Origin of the sequence: Desulforhopalus singaporensis (assembly GCF_900104445.1) — a bacterium.
In the GTDB taxonomy this organism is placed as follows: Bacteria; Desulfobacterota; Desulfobulbia; order Desulfobulbales; family Desulfocapsaceae; genus Desulforhopalus_A; species Desulforhopalus_A singaporensis.
On record NZ_FNJI01000015.1, the window covers coordinates 85,590 to 109,863 of the forward strand.

Sequence of the window (24,274 nt, forward strand, 5' to 3'; positions counted from 1 at the left end):
TATGCTCCCAACCGCTATGAGATCCGGGGACCGGACAGCTCTGGCCCCCGGATCTCATTGATAAATGTTATAGCATATACACAGAGAAAAAATCACTTAGGCGCCAGCTCCTTTCTGAACTCGTCCATAAGCTCCTTGGTCATATTTTTCTCAAGTTTGGGCCAGGTGGTAGCGCACGCCTTCATCAGAGGAGCAAGCTCTTCCTTGGTATAGGTCACAACCTCGATACCTTTTTCCCTCATCAGGTCCATATAGTGATTGTCGACGTTTTTGGCGTTTTCGATGCTTTTGGTAGTCGCGCGGGCAAGAACATCCTTGATGATAACCTGATCTTCCGGCTTGATCTTTTCCCAGGTTTTGCCGCTGATCATGTAATTGAGAACTTCGAGGGAGTAGTTGGTCATATACCAGTATTTGAGGACATCTCCCAGGGCGGTGTAAGCTGCGGCAACCGGATAGCCGTTAACGCCGTTTACAACACCTGTCTGGATTGCCTGGTAGACATCGGCATACGGCACGGTGACCGTACGATATCCCATGGCTTCCGCCGCCAGCTTGTACACGTCCATGTTGGGAACACGGATAAGGACATCCTGCTCAGCTGCAGGATTCAGAGGATCCTTGGCAGGCTTGGTGGTTCCGGTACCGATCATGCCCTCGATAAAAAAACCCAGAAGTTTCACTCCGAGCCGCTCATTGTACTCGTTCATCTTACCGAACAACCATCCGTCCTGGGCGAAAACTTTCTTGGCATCTTCGTAGTCAGAAACATAACCGTTGATGTAAATCAACTCCATCCTCGGATCGAACTGGCTGGGAACGGAAATACACGACATGTCGATGGTTCCGCGGATCTGCTCCTCATAGACCAGGGTGTAGTCGCCAAGCTGGTTGCCGGGATAGACCTTGACCTCGATGCGGCCGTCGGTTTTTTCACCAATTTCCTTGGCAATTTCATGCATCTGCTTGGTTGCCGGATGATCGGCGGCATTCTGGCCTGCAAACCTGAGAACCAGTTCAGGTGCTGCAAATACTGTATTGCAGCCAAGCGCTACAAACATGAGTACCAAAGCGGTGCAACCGATAGATTTGATTTTTGAATACATTCTAGACTCTCCTCCAAATTTTAAGTTAAGTATACTTGCCACGATCCAAAATGTTGTGTTAGCTGCGCTCTTCTCCTTATCAAGAATTTATCTAGATTCCGGGCACCTGCTGCTGCAGGCGAACCGGGCCTGCCCATCTGCTCGTCACGTTATACAACACCGGGATGAATCCGCCCGGCAACTGCGCCTCATCCGCCTGTCTGCACGGCAAGGCCTTGCTCTGTAAATATATTTATTATATTTTCCAGTTCTTCCGCGGTGGGTTCCGCCATTTCCTGCGCACTAAAGGAAGAACCCAGCTTCCTGTGCTTGGCTATCATGATATTGTGATAAGGCAGTACATTGACCTTCTTTTTTTCTCCCGGCAAGGCGGCGACAAAAGAGGCGGTCCTGCTGATATTGGGGATGTCATCGTTAACACCCTTCACCAGGGGCACACGAATATTGATGCTGGCGCCTGTCTCGGCCAGGGCCTTAAGGTTGTTGAGTATTTTTTTGTTGTCTACACCTGTCCATTTTTTGTGTTTGGTCGAGTCCATCAGTTTGATGTCGTACAGAAAATGATCGGTGTGTTTTGCCACCTCAAGCAAAGTCTCGGTTCTGGCGAACCCGGTTGTATCAACCGCACGATGAATTGAGCGTGAACCGAATTCGCGCAGTAAAGAGATGAGAAACTCCGGCTGCAGCAGCGGCTCGCCGCCGGAAAAAGTTACTCCGCCGCCCGATTGGTCAAAGAAGATCCTTTCCTTTTCGACAGCTTCAACAATCTCTTCCACCGTTGCCGCCCTGCCGGACATTTCCGTGGCTCTTGTCGGACAAATATCAGCACATCTACCGCAACCGCTACAGCGGTCACGCCGGGTAACGATACCTTCGGGCGTCCTTTCACAGACCTGTTCAGGACAAAACTGCACACAGCCTCCACACCCCATGCACTTATCTCTATTGTACATTTTCTGCACGTTTGTGGAAATACTTTCCGGGTTGTGGCACCACGCACAGTTTAAGGGACACCCTTTAAAGAACACAGTAACCCTGATTCCCGGGCCATCATTTATAGAATAACGTTTGATGTCGAAGATCATACAACGCTGCAGAAGATATTGATTACAAAGAATATTTTTATCCAACGAAGCGATGGGGGATGCGACCCCATCGCGCACAGGAAAGCTGCCGGCCTTCCTGTGCTGCAGTCCCTGCACTGCGGGTCAAAATGTGTCGTTTTCGGTACGCTCGATGACTTCCTGCTGCAAATCGTCGTTCATGTCATTGAAATAATCGCTGTAACCTGCCATTCGCACCAGCAGGTCCTTGTAATCCTCGGGACAATCCCTTGCCGCAAGAAGGGTGGCGGTATCGACGATGTTGAACTGTATGTGATGTCCGCCGAGCGTAAAGTAAGACCGGATAAGCTGTCCCAGTTTCCTGATATCCTCATCCTTTTTGAGCAGGCTTGGCAGGAAACGCTGGTTGAGCAGGGTCCCCCCCGACTTCACCTGGTCGAGCTTGCCAAGGGACTTGATCACCGCCGACGGGCCGTTGACATCCGCACCATGGGAAGGGGATGTTCCGTCAGAGATGGATTTACCCGCCAGACGGCCGTTCGGCGTTGCTCCGAGGACCTTGCCGAAATAGATATGACAGGTGGTTGACAGCATATTCAGGTGATACTCTCCGCCCTTGACGTTGGGGTTACCGTCAATGATATCCACCAGGTCGTCATAGACCCGGACGGCGATATCGTCGGCATAACGGTCGTCATTGCCGAAGAACGGGGTCTTGTTCATGATCGTCTGGCGCATGAACTCTTCGCCAGCAAAATTTTTCGCCACCGCATCGAGCAGCTGTTCCATGGTGAAGCGACCATCTTCAAACACATGTTTTTTTATGGCGGCCAGACTGTCCGTCACCGTTCCCAGGCCGCAACACTGGATGTAATTGGTATTGTATCTCGGCCCCCCGTCGTAATAATCCTTCCCCTTGGCAATGCAGTCCTCGACGACAACGGACAAGAAGGGCGCCGGAGCATACTTGGCGAACATCCGGTCGATATAGTTGGAGACCCGCATTTTCTGGTCCACCATGAACCTCACCTGCTCCATCAGGGCATCGTACAGCTGCTCGAAATCCGAAAATAAACGCGGATCCCCTGTCTGTATGCCGACAACCGCCCCGCTCACCGGGTCCCTGCCGTCATTGAGGGTCACTTCCAGCACTTTCGGCACATTGAGGTAGCCGGTGAGCAAAAACGCTTCCTTGCCAAAAGCACCCACCTCGATACAGCCGCTGACGCCGCCTTCCCGGGCGTCACTAAGGGATTTGCCCTGGCGGATCAGTTCAAGGATATAGGTATCAGGGTTGAAGACCGACGGGTAACCGTGCCCCTGGCGAATGACGCGGGCCGCGGCATGGAGAAATTTATCCGGAGTCCTGGAGCTGATATGAACCGACGAGCCCGGCTGAAGGATATGCAGCTCCTCGATCACCTCGAGCATCATGTACGACACTTCGCTTACACCGTCGGAACCGTCGGCTTTAACTCCGCCGATATTGATATTGGTAAAGTCGTTATAGGTACCGCTTTCCCTGGCGGTAACTCCGACTTTAGGCGGTGCCGGATGGTTGTTGACCTTTATCCAGAAACAGCAGAGCAGCTCTTTCGCCTGCTCCCTCGTGAGGGAGCCCTCCGCCAGTTCCTTCTCGAAAAACGGCGCCAGGTGCTGGTCAAAATGGCCCGGGTTCATTGCATCCCAGCCATTGAGTTCGGTGATTGTTCCAAGATGAACAAACCAGTACATCTGTATCGCTTCCCAGAAGGTCCTCGGCTTTTCCGCCGGGACCCGACGACAGATTTCGGCAATCCTGATAAGCTCCGCCTTCCGCCCAGGATCGCCTTCCGTAGCGGCCATTTTTTCGGCCAGATCGGCATGGCGCTCGGCAAAAACGATGACGGCGTCACAGGAAATCGCCATGGCTTTCCACTGCTCCGCCTTGTCCGTTGCGTCGGGATCGTTGAGATAATCGAGGCCTCTGATATTATCCTCGATTTCACGCTTGAAATCGAGCATGCCCCGCCTGTAGATTTTGCCGTCCAGCACCGTATGCCCGGGAGCACGCTGTTCCATGAATTCGGTAAAGACCCCCGCCTCGTAGGCGGCTTTCCACTGATCCGGCACATGAGAGAATATACGTTCCCGCTGGGTCTTGCCCTGCCAGAACGGGATAACTTCCTGTTGGTAGGCAGCTATATCTTCCTGGGAGGTCAGGTAACGCTGCATGTCACGGGTGTTCAGCACATGAAGATCCTCAACACTGTGACAGGTCAGCTCGGGAAAGGTCGGAATCGCCTTGGGCTTTGGTCCCCGCTCGCCGACTATGAGCTCATCGTCGCCGATATAGATGGTTTTTCTTCGGCAATGATCGAGAAAAGTCATAGCCCGGAGAACCGGGATGGAATACCGACCGTAGTTTTCCTTGTAAAACTCGGTCTCATGCAGAGCCCGTTCGATGGAAATCGTCGGCTCGGCTTCAACACTTAGTTTGCGAAGTCTCTGGATTCTGGGGTTCATCCCCGGACCGATAGGCACTTCACTGGATGGGTAAAAATTTCCTTCTGCCGCTGCAATCCTCTCGGGAACATCCGAACTGATCTTTATTTGTTCAAACATGAGCTCTCTCCGTATCTATTTTTCAAATTATTTTCGGCATTGTTGCCGGCAAATACCTGAGACACACCTCTAAACCTAGAGTGCATCCTTGAAAAGAGTGGGTGAGAGCAATAGTTGGTAGAGCATGCAGCAGTTATACAAGCACCGGTAGCTCTTTCTGGCCGTTGATTTCGTCAGGATATTGTCCATTTCTCAACTTTCCTCTGCATAACTTTTACTCAGGCGAACAGAAAACAAAGGGGATTACTCCACGGCCCTTCCGGTTGGAACGACACGACCGACCGGGATACATCCGTATCCATGCGTCTATCCGTCCCTTTATACCTTACACGACATGGTCTGTCAACTGAACATCAGGTCTTCAGACCAATTTTGTAAAAATTATGCGTTCAAGGGAGATCCAGAAGATCTTCTTGTTGCATCTTCCACAGGAGTCGTGCAAAATCACTTACTGTCTTATCACGTTCGCCGTTTACGAGAACAACAGTGCGTATGTATCGGGCACCGGTACCTTCCAATAGCTAACAGCCGTTGTGATGCGCCCAGGAACCGTAACCCTTGATTACGGGTTATCTACATTTATGTGTGCGTTATGAGATTCAAAACAATAAGAAAGGAATCTGCGGTGCATCAGGTGGCGGAACAGATCCTGCTGCAGATCAAGAACAACACCCTTCCTCCCGGATCGAGGCTGCCTTCCCAGCGGGATCTCTCCCAGAAACTCGGGGTTGGAAGATCTTCAGTCAGGGAAGCCATCAATGTCCTGGTGGTAAAGGGGTACCTGGAACCGATCCAGGGAAAAGGTACTTTTGTAAAATCGGTGCTGCCGGGCTCTGACGAAAGACTTGAGCGATTATCAACTGCAGTCGAGGTGAGCTCCATCTTCAACCTGATGGAGGCAAGATTACTGCTGGAGTGCAAATCCGCCGCCCTGGCGGCAGAGCGGGCGGACTTAAAGGACCTGAAAAAGCTTGAAAAGGTGTTTGCGCAAATCACAGCCGAAAGAGAAAGTTACAACCTGTTTCTTGAAGACGATTTCAAATTCCACATCACCCTTGCCGAGGCGACCAAAAATGATGTGATATGTGAGATGACAAAACTTGTCCTGGACAAACTGGCAGAACATCATACCAAATTCAAAACGGACCAGTTGAGCCAAAACTACAAGAAGATCTCCGTTGACACCGCAACGGAAGTGTTCAATGCTGTAAAAAAACATAACTGCGAGGACGCATCATTCTGGATGAAAAAGCACTTAAGCGTCATCACCAATGAACTCAGTAAAGTTCTCTGATCCACTCACAGCATCATCACTGTTTCCTGGGCAGGACCAGACCGAGAAAATGATTCCATCTCTTTTTTATCCGTGAAATAAGCTCGCCAGAGAATCTTTTACTCTTAACCTTTTATCTCCTGCCGGGTCGCAGGAAATCTCCCATCACCCTCCGCACCGCATCAAGGGAAAAGCTCAATGAAACTGACATCCGACGAACAAGACACACTGCAGGGCAACCATGGAGAAGCGGCACGTCTGGCCATGGCGGTAATAGTCGATATAGGGGAACTGTTCGGCGCTGAAGAACTGATACCGGTCTCCCAGGCCCATATAGACACGACTATCTACATGGTGGATGCCGGTGTCGAATTTGTGGAAAAATTATGCGAACTGGGGGCTAGGTTCTCCATACCGACGCAGCTCAACCCCAGCGCTGTAGACCTGCAACGGCCTGAAAAATTAAGAGCAGATGGCGAGATCCTGGAAAAAAGCAGACGACTTGAGCGGGCGTACCTGAAAATGGGGGCCATCCCGACCTGGACCTGCGCCCCGTACCAGCAGGGCCTGGTCCCGATGTTCGGCGAGCAGATCGCCTGGGGAGAATCAAACGCCATAGCTTTTGCCAACTCGATCCTGGGAGCAAGAACCAACCGGTATGCAGACCTCATGGATATCTGTGTTGCCATTATCGGTAAAGCTCCCGGCTTCGGTCTTCATCTCACCAGGAACCGCAAGGCCCAGCTTCTGGTAAAACTTGCTGATATCGGGTCAGACCGGTTCAGGGACAAAACACTGTTTCCCCTGCTGGGGTTCGTGTTCGGGGAGCTGGCCGGAGACAGGATCGGTGCGCTCGAGGGCATGCCGAAGGATGTAGAGGTTGATGACCTGAAAGCCTTCAGCGCCGCGGCAGCTTCCTCGGGGGCGGTGGGCCTGTTTCATATTATTGGCGTCACCCCGGAGGCACAGACCAGGGAAATGGCCTTTCAGGGGGAAGCACCTGAAAAGACCCTGGAAATAACATCGCAAATGATCCAAAACGCCGAGGACAGGCTCAGGACAACAAACGGCCGGGAGGCAGATCTCATATCTCTTGGATGCCCGCACTACTCGGCGGTCCAGTTCAGCCGCCTGCGCGACTGTTTTGCCGGGCGGAAGGTTCACGACTCCGTCTCATTCTGGGTCAATACCAGCAGGAGCGTCTACTCCTGGATCGAAAACAGCGGAGTGTTACAAGAACTTGAACAAGCCGGTGTAACTGTTTTCGTTGATGGCTGTCCGCTGCAATACCCGAAGAAAAACTGGAACTTTACAGTTGCCATGTCAGATTCGGCGAAATTCGCCAACTACTGCTTTTCCCAGACCGGGCTGGAAGTAGCTTTCGGAAGCATGGCCGACTGCGTTGAAACCGCTGTTTATGGAAAAATCATCAGAAGAGGCTTGTCATGGCAACAGTCCTGAAGGCACGCACCATAGTCCCCGGCCGTTGCCGGGGACAGGTAATCAAGACTTCGCAGTCAATAAGTTTCTGGGGCGGTGTGGACCCTGGAACTGGAACGATCTGCGATCCCCGCCATGAACTGTTTGGCCAGACGATTTCTGGCAAAATCCTGGCTTTTCCGTTTGGCAAAGGCTCCAGCACCGGATCTCTTATCATGCTCGAACTGGTAAGGATCGGCAAGGAGCCGAAAGCCATAATCAACATCAAGACCGAGCCGATCCTGGCGACCGGTCCGATTGTAAGTAAACACTTTTACCACCGGGAAATTCCAATCGTAGCCATGGACAAAGATCAGTTTGAGCAGCTGCGGACCGGGCAGAATATCAAGATCGACACCCTTGAGGGGTGCCTGGTCATAATAGACTGAGGCCGGGGCGCCGGCGATACTGCCGCTGCGTACCCGCCAGACACAAACGAACTGTCAAGTAACAGTTCATATAAAAAAACCAGAGGACCAGATGAACACCAACAATATACTTTTTTTTTCCGGCGATGATTTATCAAAAATTCTGACCATGGACAAATGCATCGAGGCGATGAAAGGTGCATTTGCCGCCCTGAGTTCAGGAGAGGCAATAATGCCGCTGCGGACCGGGCTGGAGATGGAAGCGGAAAATTCCACAGCCCTGTTCATGCCCGTCTATCTGCCGGCGATAAGCAAGGTCGGGGTAAAATCGATCACCCTTGCCCGCAACAACCCCGGCAAAGGGCTGCCCCTCATTCATGCGATGATAACGGTCTTTGACGCCGCAAGCGGTATGCCGCTTGCGGTAATGGACGGCGAAGTGATAACCGCAATGAGGACCGGAGCCGTGTCGGGGCTGGCAACTGCCCTGCTGGCCAGAAGCGATGCGACTTGCGCGGCGATAATCGGCACCGGCCCCCAGGGAGCAACCCAGCTGGAAGCGGTATGTGCAGCAAGAGATATCAACAGGGCCTACGTCTTTGACATACAACAACAAAGAGCAGAAGCTTTTGCCGCTAAAATGGCCGAGAAACTCAACATTGAAGTGATCCCCGCCACGTCGCCTGACACTCTTAAAAAAGCTGACGTCATCTGTACCGCGACGTCATCAAACAATCCCGTTTTCATGGACGAGAATGTCAAAAGCGGGGCTCATATCAACGGAGTCGGGTCGTACAAGCCGGATATGGCCGAGATCGATCCCAGAACCATCGCCCGGGCCAAAGTCGTTGTCGACCAGACACAGGCGTGCCTTTCCGAAGCGGGCGACATTCTCCAGCCCATTGAACAAGGGTTGATCACGGCGGACCATATCCACGGGCAGCTCGGAGACATTGTAACCGGAAAGGTTGTCGCCCGCGAAAACAGTGACGAGATAACCGTTTTCAAATCGGTCGGGGTCGCCGTACAGGACCTGATTACCGCAGACCTTGCGATAAAAATGGCCAAGGAGTTGGGGGTCGGCCTGGATATCGCCCTTTGATAACGACTATGGGCAAAATCGGCAGAGAGTCTGCCAGGACGCCCCCGCAGCTAAAGAGGGACTAATAAGAAATAGCTGCCCCGCCCGGCGGGACAGCTATTTCGAGCAAAAACTGACAAAGACAACAGCGATCAGGGACTGTAGCTACCCCCTATTTTCAAGTAATGACAACACCTTGTCACACTTATCTGCGGCGCGCTGATTAATTTTTTCAGCCTCCTCCAGGGTCTTTTGCCGGTATTCCCCGTCTTCGATATCAACCATGTTGATAAGCACGTTCTGGTAAGCCCCCCAGATCCCCGATTTCAAACTGGCTGCTCCGACCTGGGTATCGGACCTGGAGGCTGGATTACCATAGCGGGCGATTACTTCAAAAGGACCCCAGGCCAAATCTCCCAGACGCATTGTTGTTAATGGAACATCAATCGCCGTTTTCAGTCCGTTTTGCATTTTCTCTTTTCTCAACCGCCGTTCCTCTTTAGTATTCTGCGGCATACGCAAGCCGTCCATGAATTCATTAAACGCGGATGTATCAGCATCAATCATTGCTATTAATTGTTGCGTTACAGAATCCAGAGTCGGTAATACTTTCTGTATATGCCCCTGCACGTTCTCAAATTTTCTCACCCCATAGGTAAGCTTGGCGACCATGGCTCCAAGCCCGACGCCCATGGCGGCGCAGACAGCCGAAACAGAGCCGCCACCAGGGGCAGAGCTGCGTGACGCGACCTCTTCGATAAATGCTCTGGTGGTCATTGAAGCAAGCGGTTCCTCAGGTTTTTCTGCGGTTATATACTCTATTATTCTCTCTTCCGGCCTGAACGGCACAATTGAGTTCAGGCCAAGACGCTCAATGGCGAGGCGGAGTTTCTGGTTCTCCCGGTAGATAAAGAGACCTTCTTTTTCGATATAATAATCGGCCGCCGACAAAAGTGACTCCAGCGGAACTAATCCGACTATCTCAGAACCGGCTACCGGCAACCCGAGCAGTTCTGCTTCTTTTTTAACCTCTTCATAAACGACATGAAGAGGAGTGATTTTGTAATCAGTCAGGTTCACGGTGACTTGCGCCATATCGTATTCATCAACGAACCAGCCCATCCCCTGCACATTCTGCAGTTTTCCAGGACTCCCCTCACCTCTTCCTGTTTCCCTCAGATTCAGAGCTATCCGGTGCGCCTGGTTTGAAGTTGCCAGAAGATTCACATTATAGGCTATGAGAAACATACGTGCCCCCGTTGCCGTCGCTCCCCATTCGGGAACAAAGGTATCCGGCCCGAAATCCGGTTTCCAGCGAGGATCCTCAAGCTTCCCGGCCAACCCCTCATACTCGCCTTGCCTGATGTCTGACAGTTTGCAGCGATAAACAGCAGGGGCCGCCTGCTCATAGAGGTAAAACGGCACCGCAAGCTCGTCGGCCGCTTTCTGCGCAAAACGCCTCGATATTTCGACACATTCATCCATAGTTACCCCGACGACCGGAATAAACGGACATACATCCATTGCACCAAATCTTGGATGTTCACCTTTGTGGCCCCGCATATCGATCATTTTTCTGGCGACACGCGCTCCGGCCAGCGCCCCCTCTATCACGGATTCAGGATCACCGACAAAGGTGTAAACAGTCCTGTTGGTCGAATACCCCGGGTCTACATCAAGCAGACGGCACCCGTCGACCCCTTTGATAGCGCCTGCAATAGCATCTATTGTGTCAGGATCTCGTCCCACCGAAAAATTCGGCACACATTCAACGATTTTTCTCATTTTTCCACCTTGCATAGCGTTGTCATACATTCAACAGGTTACCCTTACGCCCTTTTTGAAAACCTCCTGTACCGACGAAACTCCGGCATGGTATGCCAAAACAGCGGGCCCTTCTCCGTCCAGAAGCAAGAAATCCGCCTGTTTGCCGATATCCAGACTGCCGACTTGTTGCGCGATACCAAGCGCATACGCAGGGTTAAGAGTCGCTGCGACCAGAGCTTCTGCCGGCGACATCTCCATATTGACCACGGCAAGACCAAAGATAAACTGCATTGACTCGGTATAGCTTGACCCGGGGTTGCAATCGGTAGCCAAAGCTACGGGAACCCCCATCTCTATCATGTCCCGGGCGCGGGCATACGGTTTTCTCAAACTATACGCTGTACCCGGCAGCAGGTTTGCCACCACCCCGGCTTTCGCCATCGCCCTGATATTGTCATCACTTGCCGCCAGCAGATGATCCGCTGAGATTGCCCCGAGTTCCGCCGCAAGACCGGCTCCCCCAAGATCATGCACCTCATCGGCATGGATTTTCACGCTGAACCCCAGCGACTTTGCCGCCAAAAGAAGGCGTCTGCCCTGATCAATTGAAAAAACACCTTCTTCACAAAAGATATCACAACATTTTGCTATTCCCTGTTTTTTTACCGCGGGCAGGCTCTCTTCAATGAGAAGAGAAATAAAATCGTCGGAGCGATCCCTGAACTCCGCGGGGACAGCATGAGCCCCCAAGAACGTTGCGACCACATCCAGGGGAACCTCTTGTGCCGTGTTACCAATGGCTTCGAGCATTTTCAGCTCAGCCTCAGTGGTGAGACCATATCCGCTTTTTATTTCAATGGTCGTAGTTCCGAGTTTCAGAGCCCTCAGGACAAGATCTCTTGTCATGTTAGACAGCTCAGCAACTGTTGCCTTAGAAACGGCGTTAACCGATGACAGGATTCCTCCTCCCCGTCTTAATATCTCAAGATACGGTGTCCCGGCAGCCCGTAATTCAAACTCTTCTTCTCTCAATGAGGCAAAACAGCAGTGGGTGTGCGGATCGACAAATCCCGGGATCATTGACCTCCCCAGGCAATCATATTCATCGATAAACCGCTCACCACCAATCGCCCTGAGAACATCTGCTTCCGCCCCTATATTGGTTATTATCCCCTCTCGTACAACCATCGCACCGTGGTCATACCTGATGATTCTGCTCTGATTATTGCCGGAGCTCGGTCTTCCACGATCTTCTGGCGTGAAAATCCTTGCGTTTCTAAAGAGTTGTAATTTCATTGCCATATCCATCGAGTTATTTAAGTCCTGCAAACAATCCCCTGACAGCATCTTCCACATCAGCCTCATCAGCGAGGTAGGGAATAGTGATCTGGTCGCCGTTTTCGTTTTCGAGGTTATACTCTATGGACACTTCCATTGCGTGAGGGTTACGGCTCCAGTTTCTGCGCGCAACCCCGCCCATGACATCCCAGGTCATTGCCGAACGCAAAATTTCATCAACCCTGGCGCTGCCGTCCAGAACCATTCCAAAACCGCCGTTTATCGCTTTACCGATCCCCGTTCCGCCACCGTTATGCAACGCAACGAGAGTCATCCCTCTCGCTGCGTTGCCGGCAAAACAGTGCGTTGCCATATCAGCACACACATTACTGCCGTCATTAATGTTCGCAGTTTCCCGAAATGGAGAGTCGGTCCCGCCCGGGTCGTGATGATCCCTGCCTAACATTATCGGGCCAACCTCTTTATTCCTGACCATTTCGTTAAATTTCAACGCTATACTCCTGCGCCCTTTGGCATCTGCATAAAGTATACGCGCCTGACTTCCGACAACCAATCTGTTTTTCTTGGCCTCCTTTATCCAGATATAGTTGTCCCTGTCTTCCGGACGGCGACCAGGATCAAGACATGACATCGCGGCCAAATCGGTCTTGTCAAGATCTTCAGGGTCACAACTCAGACAAACCCAGCGAAATGGGCCGTAACCGTAATCAAAGATCGGCCCCATAATATCTTCAAAATAAGAAGGATATATAAAACCGTCTTTACCATCCACGCCATTGCGCGCCACCGAGGTCACACCTGCATCAAAAACCGCCTTCAGGAATGCATTGCCATAGTCAAAGAAAAACGCCCCCTGCTCAACCAGCACGTCAATTGCCCCTAAATGCCGCTTCAGGCTCTCATCGACAAGTTCAATGAACCTGTTCCGGTCTTCAGCCAGCAGCCGGGTACGTTCTGCAAAACTTATCCCCTGGGGACAATAGCCGCCATCATGCACGACATGACAGGAAGTTTGGTCAGAGAGCAGATCCACTTTTACGTGATGCTTTCCCAGATATTCCAGCAGTTCGATCACATTGCCATGGTATGCCACAGAGGTGTTGGCTTTTTCCGCAACAGCTTTCGTGGCAATATCACAAACTTCTTCAAGGCTGCTTGACACCGTATCAACCCAGCCCTGCTCATGCCGGGTAAGGACGCGCGAATAGTCAACCTCAGCGATAATCGAGACGGCCCCCGCAATTTTCGCGGCTTTCGGCTGGGCTCCGCTCATGCCACCGAGACCGGAGGAGACAAAAAGAAGGCCCGCCAGATCCCCCCCCGAAGGCACCCCGCACTCTTGTCTGCCAGCGTTGAGCAAGGTGTTATACGTTCCATGGACAATACCTTGAGGCCCGATGTACATCCATCCGCCCGCAGTCATCTGACCATATGACGAGACCCCCATCTGGGCAGCCACTTCCCAATCGTCCGGGTTATCATAAAGCCCGACCATCAACCCATTGGTTACAATTACCCTGGGTTGATCCGGACTCGACTGAAAAAGCCCGAGAGGATGCCCGGATTGCATTACAAGCGTCTGGTTTTCGGTTATTTCCTCCAGATATCTCTTAATCAGATTATACTGCATCCAGTTCTGGCAAACACTTCCGGTTTCTCCGTAGGTGACAAGCTCATACGGATAAAGAGCTACGTCAAAGTCCAGATTATTATCAATCATCAACTGAAAGGCTTTTCCAGCCAGGCAATTCCCCTTATACTCCTCGACAGACTTTGCTTTCAATTGACCTTCAGGCCTGTAGCGATACCCATAAATACGCCCATACAGCCGTAACTCTTCAAGAAATTCCGGGATAACAGCGCGATGATTGTGACGAGGGATGTAACGCAGTGCATTTTTAAGCGCTACAACAGTTTGCGCTTTGCTCAGCCTAAAGCCCCTGTCCGGCGCCCTTCTCAAACCAGGCCTGAACTTTTTCGGCGCTGGCAGGCTATCGCTCAAACGAATTCTCATAGATCCATTATCTAGATTTTTCCTGGCCACGACATACTCCTTGATCATGTTATGTTACAAGAACCCCTTCCCACACCCTGGCATGGTTTCTCTCAAAATACTATCTTCAAATAGTATATACAAGAACTAATCCGAGCTGGACGACAAATAAAATCCGACACCGCAGACATTTTACATTTTTCACGCAAATCCAATCACCATCCAAGCTAAAAGATCATTACCCACCCCGCAAAGATACAATTATTCTTGCGCTGCCTTCTTGTATTGTATATACATTATACTCAATTTTGCAATATATGATAACAACTCACTCCGTAATCGAGTCGTGTCCGGGAGAGACAACATTATGAAAAAAATCACCATCAAGCCTGGCCAGCTCAGCCTTCAACAGGCAAGAATTATTCATTCCGGCCCAGTCGCACTTGAACTGGACCCTGCATCCTACGACACTATTGACAGAGCTGTAGACACAGTCGAAAAAGTTGTTAAACAGGGAAGAGTAATTTATGGGATAAACACCGGTTTTGGCCTACTGGCCAACACTGTCATCCCCAATGAAGAACTGGAAGAACTGCAACACTCCATAGTGTTATCCCACGCGGCAGGGATTGGCGCCCTCATGGATGAATCGACAGTCAGACTCATGATGGCGCTGAAAATCAACAGCCTGGCCAGAGGATATTCAGGTATAAGAAAAGAGGTCATTGATGCACTCATAAAACTGGTGAATGGTGAGGTCTACCCATGTATTCCCCAGAAAGGATCAGTTGGAGCCTCAGGGGATTTAGCGCCTTTAGCCCACATGAGTACAGTGCTGCTCGGCGAAGGCGAAATCACCCACCGGGGACAAAAATTACCAGGAATCAAAGGGTTGGAAATTGCCAACCTGAGCCCAATAACGCTCGGCCCCAAGGAAGGTCTTGCCTTGCTAAACGGCACACAGGCATCCACAGCATTCGCGCTGCAGGGATTGTTTGCTGCGGAAGACCTGTTTGCTGCTGCGCTTGTCAGCGGAGCCTTAAGCGTGGAGGCCGCCCTCGGAAGCAGGCGTCCCTTCGAACGGCTGATACATGAGGTGAGGGGCCACCAGAGCCAAATTGACACTGCTGCCAATTTCAGACATCTTTTAGGCCACAGCGAAATTGAAGCATCCCATAAATATTGTGAGTCGGTGCAGGACCCATACTCCCTTCGCTGCCAGCCCCAGGTAATGGGCGCCTGCCTGACCCAGATCAGAAATGCTGCCGAGATACTTGCAGTAGAAGCAAATGGTGTTTCGGATAACCCCCTGGTCTTCTCCGAGCAAGAGGATATTATCTCCGGGGGCAACTTTCACGCCGAACCGGTTGCCATGGCTGCTGACAATCTGGCGCTTGCCATTTCGGAGACAGGCGCACTTTCTGAAAGACGCATGGCACTTCTCATTGATACGCATATGTCCAAACTCCCTCCTTTCTTAGTTGAAAAAGGGGGCCTCAACTCAGGTTTCATGATAGCACAAGTAACCTGCGCCGCCCTGGCAAGTGAGAATAAGTCGCTGGCACACCCCGCTTCCGTTGACAGCATGCCGACTTCAGCAAACCAGGAAGACCATGTCTCAATGGCCACTTTTGCCGGCAGACGATTAGCCGACATGAAAGAAAACACGGCCGGAATTTTGGCCATAGAACTGCTGGCGGCCTGCCAGGGAATCGACTTCAGAGCACCACTCAAGACCTCTGAACCACTGGAAAATGCCAAAGCACTACTCAGGCAAAGGGTACCTTTTTACGACAAGGACAGATACTTTGCACCCGACATCTACAAAGCGATGGAGCTCATACTTTCCGGCAATTTCAATACATTCACAACAGAAAATCTGCTGCCTAGCCTCAGCTAAAAACAGAAGCGGAAGACAGTTCCTCTCACCAATGGTCGCGTCTGGCTATCACGCTTGACTGTGCGCTGAACGGGCCGGCTCACCTTGAATAACACCCAAGGTGGTCGGCCTTAAATCCTTATTCAGTTTACTTGCCTGTCAATTGGCCATCCCATCTTTGGTCTTGGCAAACTCCTGCGCAAAAGGGCCGATCGCCTTCTCTTCAGCTTCCTGTTCAAGAGGCTCTATTGTCCAGCCCGCAAATCCGAGCAAGATAGATATAATCGGACTGCACATATTGAAAAAACAGAATGGGATATATGCAAAAGGAGACACCCCGAGAACACCCATCAGAAAAGCACCATCTGTTCCGTAGGGTACAAGAGGCGCGACCAGTGTTCCCGAGTCTTCAAGAGCGCGGGATAGATTTTTAGGATGCAGTCCCCTTTCACTATATTCGCTTCTGAACAAACGCCCAGGCACAATCAGCGCGACATACTGGACCCCGCTGGCAAAGTTAGTGAACATCGTGGTTACAATGGTTGCACAGACAAGCGACCCGGAGGTAGTCGCCATTTTTAATATTTTTTTAGCAACCACAAGAATCATTCCTGTTTTCTCCACTATCCCTGCAAAACAAAGCGCTATAATAATCAATGAAATAGTCCACATCATGCTATGAATACCACCTCTGTTCAACAGCTTATCCGCCATTCCAGATCCGGTATCGATGGAGAATCCATAGTGAGCGGCCTTAATAACAGAGCTTACATCACCTCCCTGAAACAACAGGGCGCTGACAGCACCTAATAGGGCGACAGCTACCAACCCAGGAATTGCGGGCACTCGAAAACCGATCATAGCCATTGTCAACACAGGCACAAGCAGCAGCAATGGGGAAATGTTAAAATTGGTACTGAGGACAGTGGAAAGTGCTGCTACATTTTCCACGCTGGCGCTGCCGGATTTGGACATATCTAAAAACAAAAACAATGCCAACGCGACGAAGTAACTTGGAATCGTTGTATATAGCATGTGTTTTATATGCTCAAAAAGTTTGGAGCCAGCCATGGCAGGCGCCAAATTTGTCGTATCCGACAAGGGAGAGAGCTTATCACCGAAATATGCTCCACTGATAACTGCTCCAGCGGTCATCGCCGGATTCATCTCCAGTCCGGCCCCAACTCCCATCAAAGCCAGCCCAATTGTGCCAACAGTAGACCATGAGCTGCCGGTTGACAAAGAAACTACGGAACATATCAGACAAGAAGAAACCAAGAAATAGTCCGGAGAGATAACTTTGAGACCATAATAGATCAATGCCGGCACTATACCGCCAGCGATCCAGGTCCCAATAACCGCACCAATTATTGTCATAATTACAATCGCAGGAGAAGCATTCTTGAAAGCTTCAGTAATCCCTTCCTGGATGTCATCCCACGGCATTTTGTTGACCAGGCCAATACTGCCTGCGACAACGGCTGTCATCAACAGCGGTATATGGGGAGACCCTCCAAACACCTTGATTGTCACCAGCAAGGACACCGCCAGAAACACAAACACAAACAACGCCTGCCCAAACGTCGCATCTTTACGACTTACCATCTCACTCCTCCATAATTTTTTAAAACTACTTCCACAAACAGACCAATATTTATCAACAGATCAGGCCCGCAAAGACACCTTCACCGAGCCAGAAACCACACCCCTGCAGTGCTGCTCAACCAACTCCCCTCTACATTTTCTTTATTGAGTTAAGACACATTTACAGACATCACAGAGGAGGGCTTTATACACCGGAAACCCGGATATTGGGTCTCTATTTTCAGCATCTGTCAAGGTATTCACGTTGGCTCTATGCCATTCCCGAGGACCGAGCGGTCCCCCGCCTCCCATATTTACCTCAACCACACCTTGCACTATATCTTCGGTTACACGGGCCCAGAAACAGACCTTGCCGCGAGGCGACTCCACCCAGACCTTATCCCCTTCATCAATGCCACGTTCAGTCGCATCTTGCGGATGTATCCAGACTAACGGTTTCTCCTGCATTTTAATAAGGCTGGGGATATTAAGATGCTGACTCCTGAAAGCGGACTGCGTTCGGGCGCCTGAATTCAGCACAAGCGGATATTTTTTCGCTTTTTCCCTGGCTCTGACAGGCCCCTCTTCAGGCTCGGTATATACGGGCAAAGGATTATAGCCATGGGAACGATACCATTCAGAAGTAAACTCGAACTTCCCGGTTGGAGTCTCAAACCCTGGCATGCCATCTGCTCTCAATTCCCCGGTTTTGTATTTTTGATACTTCATTTTCGGCACATGCAGACGCACGCCTATGGGATTTTCTCTTAATTCTTCAAGAGTTACCCCTGTTCCTTCCAGACCATGCCTTATTTTTTGTTCATCATTTCCGGGCCACCTCTCCCCATACCCCAATCGCTGGGCCAACCCGGTAAAAATTGAAAAATCAGACCGCGCCTCGCCAAGAGGTTCAATCAGTTGCTGTCGCAACTGAACCCAGCCGTCGTGCATCTGATAAGAGGTGCTCTCATAAGGTGTGGCAGCAGGCAATATCAGGTCAGCATACTGAGCATCAGCCGTTGGAAACCGATTTACCACAACAACAAGATCGAGAGCTGCCAGTGTCTTTTTCCAAAGCTCTGAATCCGCCCAGGATGTTATGAGGGACGCACCGCTGACAATGAGACCACGAACAGGGTAAGGGTCGTTATGCAACACGGCCTTTGGCAACTCAACGCCATGCGCTTCATTTCGCAGCTGGTAATACAGTGGATACTCATCATACCCTATCGGCTTCCTGGCATTTTCAGGGGGCGAAGTGGTAATCCGATTGTGCTGTACTCTGTTGGGCATCTTGAAGACTTTACCGCCCACCACATCAATGTGTCCTACTAAAGCTTGAATGGACAAGACTGCTCGAATAGACTGGACTCCGCCATTGCAATACTCCAGCCCAGTATACATTAAAATTGAGCATCCCTTCGATTTACCAATACTTTCCGCCAGATCAACAACACAACCAGCTGGCACACCTGTTATCTGTTCAACCTTCTCGGGGGTAAAATCCTGAACATATCTTGCCAATTCGTCAAAACCGTGGGTCCACTCGGCAACAAACTCTTTGTCATAAAGATTCCGGTTAACAAGAACATGCATAATGCCATGAGCCAGAGCTCCATCGGTCCCTGGCCGTATACCGACCCACTCACCATCAACAGCCTTGGCGGTTTCGCTTCTTCTATGATCAATACATACAATTCGGACCCCGTCTCTTGCTGCCTTGTGTATATACTTCATCTTCCCGGGAGGGGAATCGGTAGCAGGATTTGCCCCCCAGACCAAGATCAGATCAGCATTATCCAGGTCATCCTCTACATTTCTATAATGGCCACCATAACAAGCCTGGGGCGCAATCATGCCATACGCGACAAAACAGAGCGCCCCTACACCTGTTGTGTTTGGAGACCCCCATGGAAACAAGACTGAGCTTGCAGATGACTCACTGGTCCCTGACGGAGGAAAGGTTTCCTGAACGCCGAACTCAAAATTACCTCGTCCGGTATACATACATACAGCTTCAGGCCCATATTCCTTTTTTATTTCCTCGAGTTTGTCAACCCAGATCTCATACGCCTGATCCCAACCGATTTGCTCAAACCGCCCTTCTCCCCTTTCACCGACCCTGCGTTGCGGATAAAGTAGACGATCCCTGGAATAGATAATTTCGGAAGCGTGGATTCCTCTATGACAAAGTGTGTTTGAAGGGTGTCCTTTCAGCATAGTCTGCCGGGTTATCCTGCCATCAACAATATGTACATTAACGCCACACCCCGCATCACACACTCCACACACTCCCGGAACGACAACTTTATTCATGGTTATTTCCTTTTATTCAAATATCCAACGAAGGGTGATTTGTGAATTCTTCAACACCTCGACACTCTGCAACCAGTTATTATCGAGATATTTTCAGCAAATTCCCACTTCAGGTATTACGATACAGATACCATCCAAGACAAATTTCCAGATGAAGCTCAAACAGCACCAGCCCTAACACATAATGTTTGTAATTCCAAATTGTTTACCCCAGAAACACATAACATTTTCCGGCAACAGAAGAAACTGCATCTGTTGTTCCTGCACCACTGCCAGCTCATGACCACCAACAAACAAAAACATATATTTTCAACATGTTGCACCAACAACTAGTCACAAAATAAACTCTAGCAAGATCGGTCATGCCAATGTTCACTGATACAGCGAGTCCTGCCCGGACCACAACCCTGACACGGCAATCAAAGAATTTGTATATACATATACGTTCCATATTAGGCGAAATGTCAATCCACAAACAATGTTAACAGGCATTCCATCTCTTCTGAAAACCTATAGTTCTTGCGTTCATTGAAAAGTGAAGATAAAAAGTTGCCCAATGAAGAAAACATCCTTTGCATCAAGCACAATTTCGCCATTAAGAAACAAAGAATTGCACGCATGAGCAATATTGATTACCCTTTAAGGTAAGAGAATTTCTCAAGAGTTAAGAATAAAGCCACTGCCACCATGATCATAAGGTGCCATCTTTCATTGTATATACAAAACCCGTCACCACCAAAGGCCGAATATCTATTTGTTACGATTGTCGGGTCAATAGAGAAAGCAGGATAACAGATGAAACAACCCGAAAAAAGCAGAAAAAAAACAGCAAGATATCAAATCGTCAAGGATTTCATCCTGGACAGGATACACTCAGGAGCGCTACAGGCAGGAATGAAGGTGGAATCTGAGGCGGAGCTTGTTGCTGCATTAAATGTTTCACGGATGACCGTCAACAGAGCAATAAGAGAACTTACTGCGATGGGACTATTGGAGCGGATCCAGGGAAAAGGAACTTTTGTCCTGCATAAAAAACCCCAAGCACCACTTTTTGAAATACAACCTATTGACCAAATAATACAATCACGAGGTGGGAACCATTCATGCAATATTCATTTACTCAATAAGGAAAAAGCAAAACCCGCCCTCGCTTCAAAAATGGAGTTAGCTCCTTACTCAACCGTGTTTCATGCAATAATCCAGCATAACGAGAACGACATTCCAATACAGCTTGCCGACAGGTATATAAATCCGAAAATTGCACCGAATTTACTCGACCAGGATTTTACAAAATCTACCATCAGCGAGTATCTTATTGCGCAATCTCCTTTCACAGCAGTGGAACATGTTGTTGAAGCCATGCTCCCCGACCCATGGGTGTGTGACCTCTTAAAAATAAATGATTCTGAACCGTGCCTCGTACTCTATCGAAGAACCTGGGTTGAGGAAACAATAGCAACATACAGCACTTTCTACCACCCGGGCTCCAGGTACACTTTGCAAGGCAGTTTCAAGCCTGCGGCACCTGGGGGAATCACCGTCACCTGACGAAACTATAGTTTTCTTTGACGAGATAACTAAAAGTTTAGCTACAGGTGAACCAACAGGGCCAGAAACAAGCGACCAATCCATCCTGCCTGTCGGCGCCGATTTTTGCTGTTAGCCAAGCACCTGCTTGCCGATCATGCCGACCATGAAACCTAAAACGGCTCCAAGGGGCGGAGTCCAGTGGCAACGCATCTTTGCCTGGGGTGCGATATCCTGAAATACCAAGTAGAGTATACCGCCGCTTGCAGCACTCATGATACTGGCGGTCAGGGTCTGCTGGTCACGAAGAAAAAGATATCCGCAACACGCGGATAACGGGCCCAGCAGACTGACCGCCAGCAGGGTGACCAGCGCAACCTTCCCCTTGGCACCCGCCAGGATGCTTTCACGGTACGCATTAAATCCTTCGGGCAGATTCTGTGCACCGATGAACAGCGCAAGCAGCATCCCCGTCCTGTGAGAATCGCCAAACAAGGCTCCAAGGGCCATAGCTTCAGGAACGAAGTCAAGCAACATCGCCATAAACTGCGCCTTACTCCCCCCACTCCTGCTGATGATAATGTCGAGCACGCAAAAAGTGAGGCCTCCAGCACAGAAGGTTATACCAAGAACGACAGGCGAGAGACTGGAAAGACCTTCCGGCACCAAGGCAAAGGCTACTGCTGCTACCAGGATGCCGCCACCAAAAGCCACAGTTCCGTGTATGATTTCCTGCCGACCCTCCGTCTCGGCGGTACCAATAAACATTGCAACAACACCGCCTATAAAAGAGGCGATTCCAGCCAGCCAGGAAGCCAACGCTATAATCACCACTTCTTCCATTTTCTCATCTCTCAACCATTACTGTTCACAGACCGCCACAAGTGAAAATCCATTTGCGCCGGTATGGGCTATGGCTTTATAAATTATCAATTACCCGCTTCAACTTCGACTGCACCGTCAATGCGATTTCGCCAAGCCCTTCATTTTCAACAGCCTGCATAGATGCAACGGGATTAATGGCTGCGACTTCAATTTTACCATCTTCTCGTTCCTGGACAATAACATTACATGGTAACATCGTACCGATTTTGTCTTCAGCCAGGAGCGCTTTATGAGCAAAAACTGGATTACACGCACCAAGAATCTGATATTTTCTGAAATCTACATTGATTTTCTTTTTTAGTGCTGCTGTCACATTGATCTCTGTGAGAACACCGAATCCTTCTTTTTTAAGCTCCTCTGTCACCTTCGATATTGCATCATCAAAGGTCATATCGACTACTTTACTGAAATAGTACGACATCTTCACTCCTCCTGTAAATTGACAAAAAACAGCGGGTTACACACCAGAAAACCGGGTATATTGCTTGCCTATCATTATTCCAGGTTTCATTTCAACAATCGGTCCAATATTGGGTCGATGACTGACAATCTTACTGAAGACTGCACCATCACTCCCCAATACCCAAACGGCTCTTTAAACGAGCCGAGGAATAATTGCCCTCAGGTTGGTTATGCAAAACTAGTCGAGCAAGTCCGCCATTGGATAATGATCCCAATGGATTCATAATATTACCACAGATAATTTTTAAAATTGGTAAACGCAATAATGGTAAAAGTAACAATGATACGACCATCAAGACAACAACTTTATATCCTTTATCAATGTACCTATAAAATCCCATAGCTATCAAACTCTTCATGAAAAAACCATGCAACACATATATATACAAAGAATCTTCACCGTACCGGGTACCAGCACAACGAACTGTTTTAATTATCGACAAGACAGACAAACCTAACATAATTGCAGCAATATACACCAATAATCGATAAAAAACACCATTCAACCAATCAACACCTAATCGAGAATAAGATCTGCTTCCATAAATCCAGCCAAGATTAAAATCAAGATTCTCAGGAATAACTAGCATAACGACAAAAAATACAAATATAAAACCAACGCCGATTATTTTAATAATACCTGAATTATGTATTTTTTTTATAACTGACAAATGATAATAGTGCCCTATCATAAAAAATGGAAAAAACACAAAAGTTCTTGAAAAAGCAAGATAGAAATCAAACCTGTTAATCCCACAGGCAAGACCTGCTAAGATTGCAAATAAAACTGGAAACTTCAATTGGTTAAATATTGGCAACAATAATCGCCATATCGCCAGACTAAACAAATACCACAGTATCCAATATGGGACCAGAGGCGAAATAGTTAAGCTATCTCTAGAGAACATGAAATAGTCAAAAAATGAGTAAATAAGTTCCAAAGACAGATACGGAATTAATAATTTCGCTACGATATTATTAACAACTGAATTGTCAATATTTCTTGAAGACACTGCGCCAGAGGCATAAGCGAACATAGGCATATGAAAGATAAATATAAAAACATAGATGGACTTCACCCAGTCAAATCGTCCGATAACAGGCTCTATAACGTGACCGATTATCACAAGCGATATCAAGACAAATTTCAAATTATCCAGCAATACATCACGCATAAATCACCTTTGCTTTTCTTTGGACTGAGTCACCCATGCCAGAGGTGGTTCAGATCATTTGAAAAATTTTTTCATTTTTTTTAAGTGGAAAACCTGCCAAAATTTACACCGCCAAGTCCATGGCTGGCAACTTTTCGCAATAGGCCTCGTCCGGTGTCTGTCTGTTAAGACATGAATGCGGTCGATATCGGTTGTACCAGTCAAAATAGCTAATATCAATCAATTCATTGATTAGTAGACATATGTTATACTCCGGGCATGGAAACTGATGATGGAAGAAAAATTGACCGCAAAGGCCTTGAAGCCATCCGCATACGGGCTGTACAGCGTGTGGAAGCTGGAGAGAGCCCCGAAACTGTCATAAAGGCCCTTGGATTTACGAGAACCGTTATCTATCAATGGATTGCGAAAT

The 24,274-nt window shown here is 49.3% G+C and carries 18 protein-coding genes; 7 read left to right on the plus strand and 11 right to left on the minus strand.

What is annotated here, in order from left to right:
- Positions 1-92: 92 nt before the first annotated feature.
- The 3 genes from dctP to hypD all read right to left on the minus strand — a co-directional run bounded on the left by dctP (position 93) and on the right by hypD (position 4,675).
- Positions 93-1,106, minus strand: coding sequence for a TRAP transporter substrate-binding protein DctP (dctP, locus tag BLQ17_RS11800; protein ID WP_092223064.1), 1,014 nt, complete (start codon positions 1,104-1,106; stop codon positions 93-95).
- Positions 1,107-1,294: 188 nt separating this feature from the next.
- Complete coding sequence (locus BLQ17_RS11805; RefSeq protein ID WP_092223066.1) at positions 1,295-2,191, minus strand: glycyl-radical enzyme activating protein; 897 nt, start codon at positions 2,189-2,191, stop codon at positions 1,295-1,297.
- 123 nt (positions 2,192-2,314) lie between these two features.
- Positions 2,315-4,675, minus strand: coding sequence for a trans-4-hydroxy-L-proline dehydratase (gene hypD / locus BLQ17_RS11810; RefSeq protein ID WP_092223103.1), 2,361 nt, complete (start codon positions 4,673-4,675; stop codon positions 2,315-2,317).
- A gap of 691 nt (positions 4,676-5,366) precedes the next feature.
- Between hypD and BLQ17_RS11815 the strand changes: the two genes are divergently transcribed.
- The 4 genes from BLQ17_RS11815 (at position 5,367) to BLQ17_RS11830 (ending at position 8,996) form a co-directional block, all read left to right on the plus strand.
- Positions 5,367-6,068 (plus strand): FadR/GntR family transcriptional regulator, encoded by a 702-nt coding sequence (locus tag BLQ17_RS11815; protein WP_143005495.1) that lies wholly within the window; start codon positions 5,367-5,369, stop codon positions 6,066-6,068.
- Positions 6,069-6,245: 177 nt separating this feature from the next.
- Positions 6,246-7,508: an aconitase X gene (locus tag BLQ17_RS11820; RefSeq protein WP_092223070.1), complete on the plus strand. Its 1,263-nt coding sequence runs from the start codon at positions 6,246-6,248 to the stop codon at positions 7,506-7,508.
- Positions 7,493-7,915 carry an aconitase X swivel domain-containing protein gene (locus BLQ17_RS11825; protein ID WP_092223074.1) on the plus strand — a complete coding sequence of 141 codons (423 nt, stop codon included), beginning with the start codon at positions 7,493-7,495 and terminating at the stop codon, positions 7,913-7,915. The genes BLQ17_RS11820 and BLQ17_RS11825 overlap by 16 nt, the downstream gene beginning before the upstream one ends.
- 91 nt (positions 7,916-8,006) lie before the next feature.
- Positions 8,007-8,996, plus strand: a complete 990-nt coding sequence (locus BLQ17_RS11830) for an ornithine cyclodeaminase family protein (RefSeq protein ID WP_092223075.1) — start codon at positions 8,007-8,009, stop codon at positions 8,994-8,996.
- A 144-nt stretch (positions 8,997-9,140) separates the two neighbouring features.
- On the opposite strand, the gene ftcD is transcribed toward BLQ17_RS11830, so the two are convergent.
- The 3 genes from ftcD to BLQ17_RS11845 are packed head-to-tail and all read right to left on the minus strand — an operon-like array spanning position 9,141 to position 14,103.
- Entirely contained in the window at positions 9,141-10,760 is a 1,620-nt protein-coding gene (gene ftcD / locus BLQ17_RS11835) for a glutamate formimidoyltransferase (protein ID WP_092223105.1), read from the minus strand.
- Positions 10,761-10,790: 30 nt separating this feature from the next.
- Positions 10,791-12,038: an imidazolonepropionase gene (gene hutI, locus BLQ17_RS11840; protein ID WP_092223107.1), complete on the minus strand. Its 1,248-nt coding sequence runs from the start codon at positions 12,036-12,038 to the stop codon at positions 10,791-10,793.
- A 16-nt stretch (positions 12,039-12,054) separates the two neighbouring features.
- The gene (locus BLQ17_RS11845) at positions 12,055-14,103 is read right to left on the minus strand and encodes a urocanate hydratase (RefSeq protein WP_092223076.1); all 2,049 of its coding nucleotides are present in this window, start codon (positions 14,101-14,103) and stop codon (positions 12,055-12,057) included.
- Between the two features lie 298 nt (positions 14,104-14,401).
- Between BLQ17_RS11845 and hutH the strand changes: the two genes are divergently transcribed.
- A complete protein-coding gene (gene hutH, locus BLQ17_RS11850; protein ID WP_092223078.1) occupies positions 14,402-15,934 on the plus strand; it encodes a histidine ammonia-lyase in 1,533 nt (510 codons plus the stop codon).
- Positions 15,935-16,072: 138 nt separating this feature from the next.
- Here hutH and nhaC read toward each other — a convergent pair whose 3' ends face one another.
- Both nhaC and BLQ17_RS11860 read right to left on the minus strand, forming a co-directional pair.
- Complete coding sequence (gene nhaC, locus BLQ17_RS11855; RefSeq protein ID WP_092223080.1) at positions 16,073-17,518, minus strand: Na+/H+ antiporter NhaC; 1,446 nt, start codon at positions 17,516-17,518, stop codon at positions 16,073-16,075.
- Between the two features lie 141 nt (positions 17,519-17,659).
- Positions 17,660-19,813 carry a molybdopterin-containing oxidoreductase family protein gene (locus BLQ17_RS11860; protein WP_092223082.1) on the minus strand — a complete coding sequence of 718 codons (2,154 nt, stop codon included), beginning with the start codon at positions 19,811-19,813 and terminating at the stop codon, positions 17,660-17,662.
- A 795-nt stretch (positions 19,814-20,608) separates the two neighbouring features.
- Between BLQ17_RS11860 and hutC the strand changes: the two genes are divergently transcribed.
- Positions 20,609-21,361, plus strand: coding sequence for a histidine utilization repressor (gene hutC, locus BLQ17_RS11865; RefSeq protein ID WP_092223084.1), 753 nt, complete (start codon positions 20,609-20,611; stop codon positions 21,359-21,361).
- A gap of 111 nt (positions 21,362-21,472) precedes the next feature.
- Here the strand turns inward: hutC and BLQ17_RS11870 are convergent, their stop codons facing one another.
- The 3 genes from BLQ17_RS11870 to BLQ17_RS11880 all read right to left on the minus strand — a co-directional run bounded on the left by BLQ17_RS11870 (position 21,473) and on the right by BLQ17_RS11880 (position 23,862).
- On the minus strand, positions 21,473-22,183 hold the full coding sequence (locus BLQ17_RS11870) for a ZIP family metal transporter (RefSeq protein ID WP_092223086.1): 711 nt from the start codon (positions 22,181-22,183) through the stop codon (positions 21,473-21,475).
- 76 nt (positions 22,184-22,259) lie between these two features.
- Entirely contained in the window at positions 22,260-22,646 is a 387-nt protein-coding gene (locus BLQ17_RS11875) for a DUF302 domain-containing protein (RefSeq protein ID WP_092223088.1), read from the minus strand.
- A 148-nt stretch (positions 22,647-22,794) separates the two neighbouring features.
- Positions 22,795-23,862, minus strand: a complete 1,068-nt coding sequence (locus BLQ17_RS11880) for an acyltransferase family protein (RefSeq protein WP_092223090.1) — start codon at positions 23,860-23,862, stop codon at positions 22,795-22,797.
- A gap of 258 nt (positions 23,863-24,120) precedes the next feature.
- Here BLQ17_RS11880 and BLQ17_RS23520 point away from each other — a divergent pair.
- Positions 24,121-24,274, plus strand: a 154-nt coding sequence (locus BLQ17_RS23520; RefSeq protein WP_342674184.1) for a helix-turn-helix domain-containing protein, incomplete at its 3' end; no start/stop codon positions are given.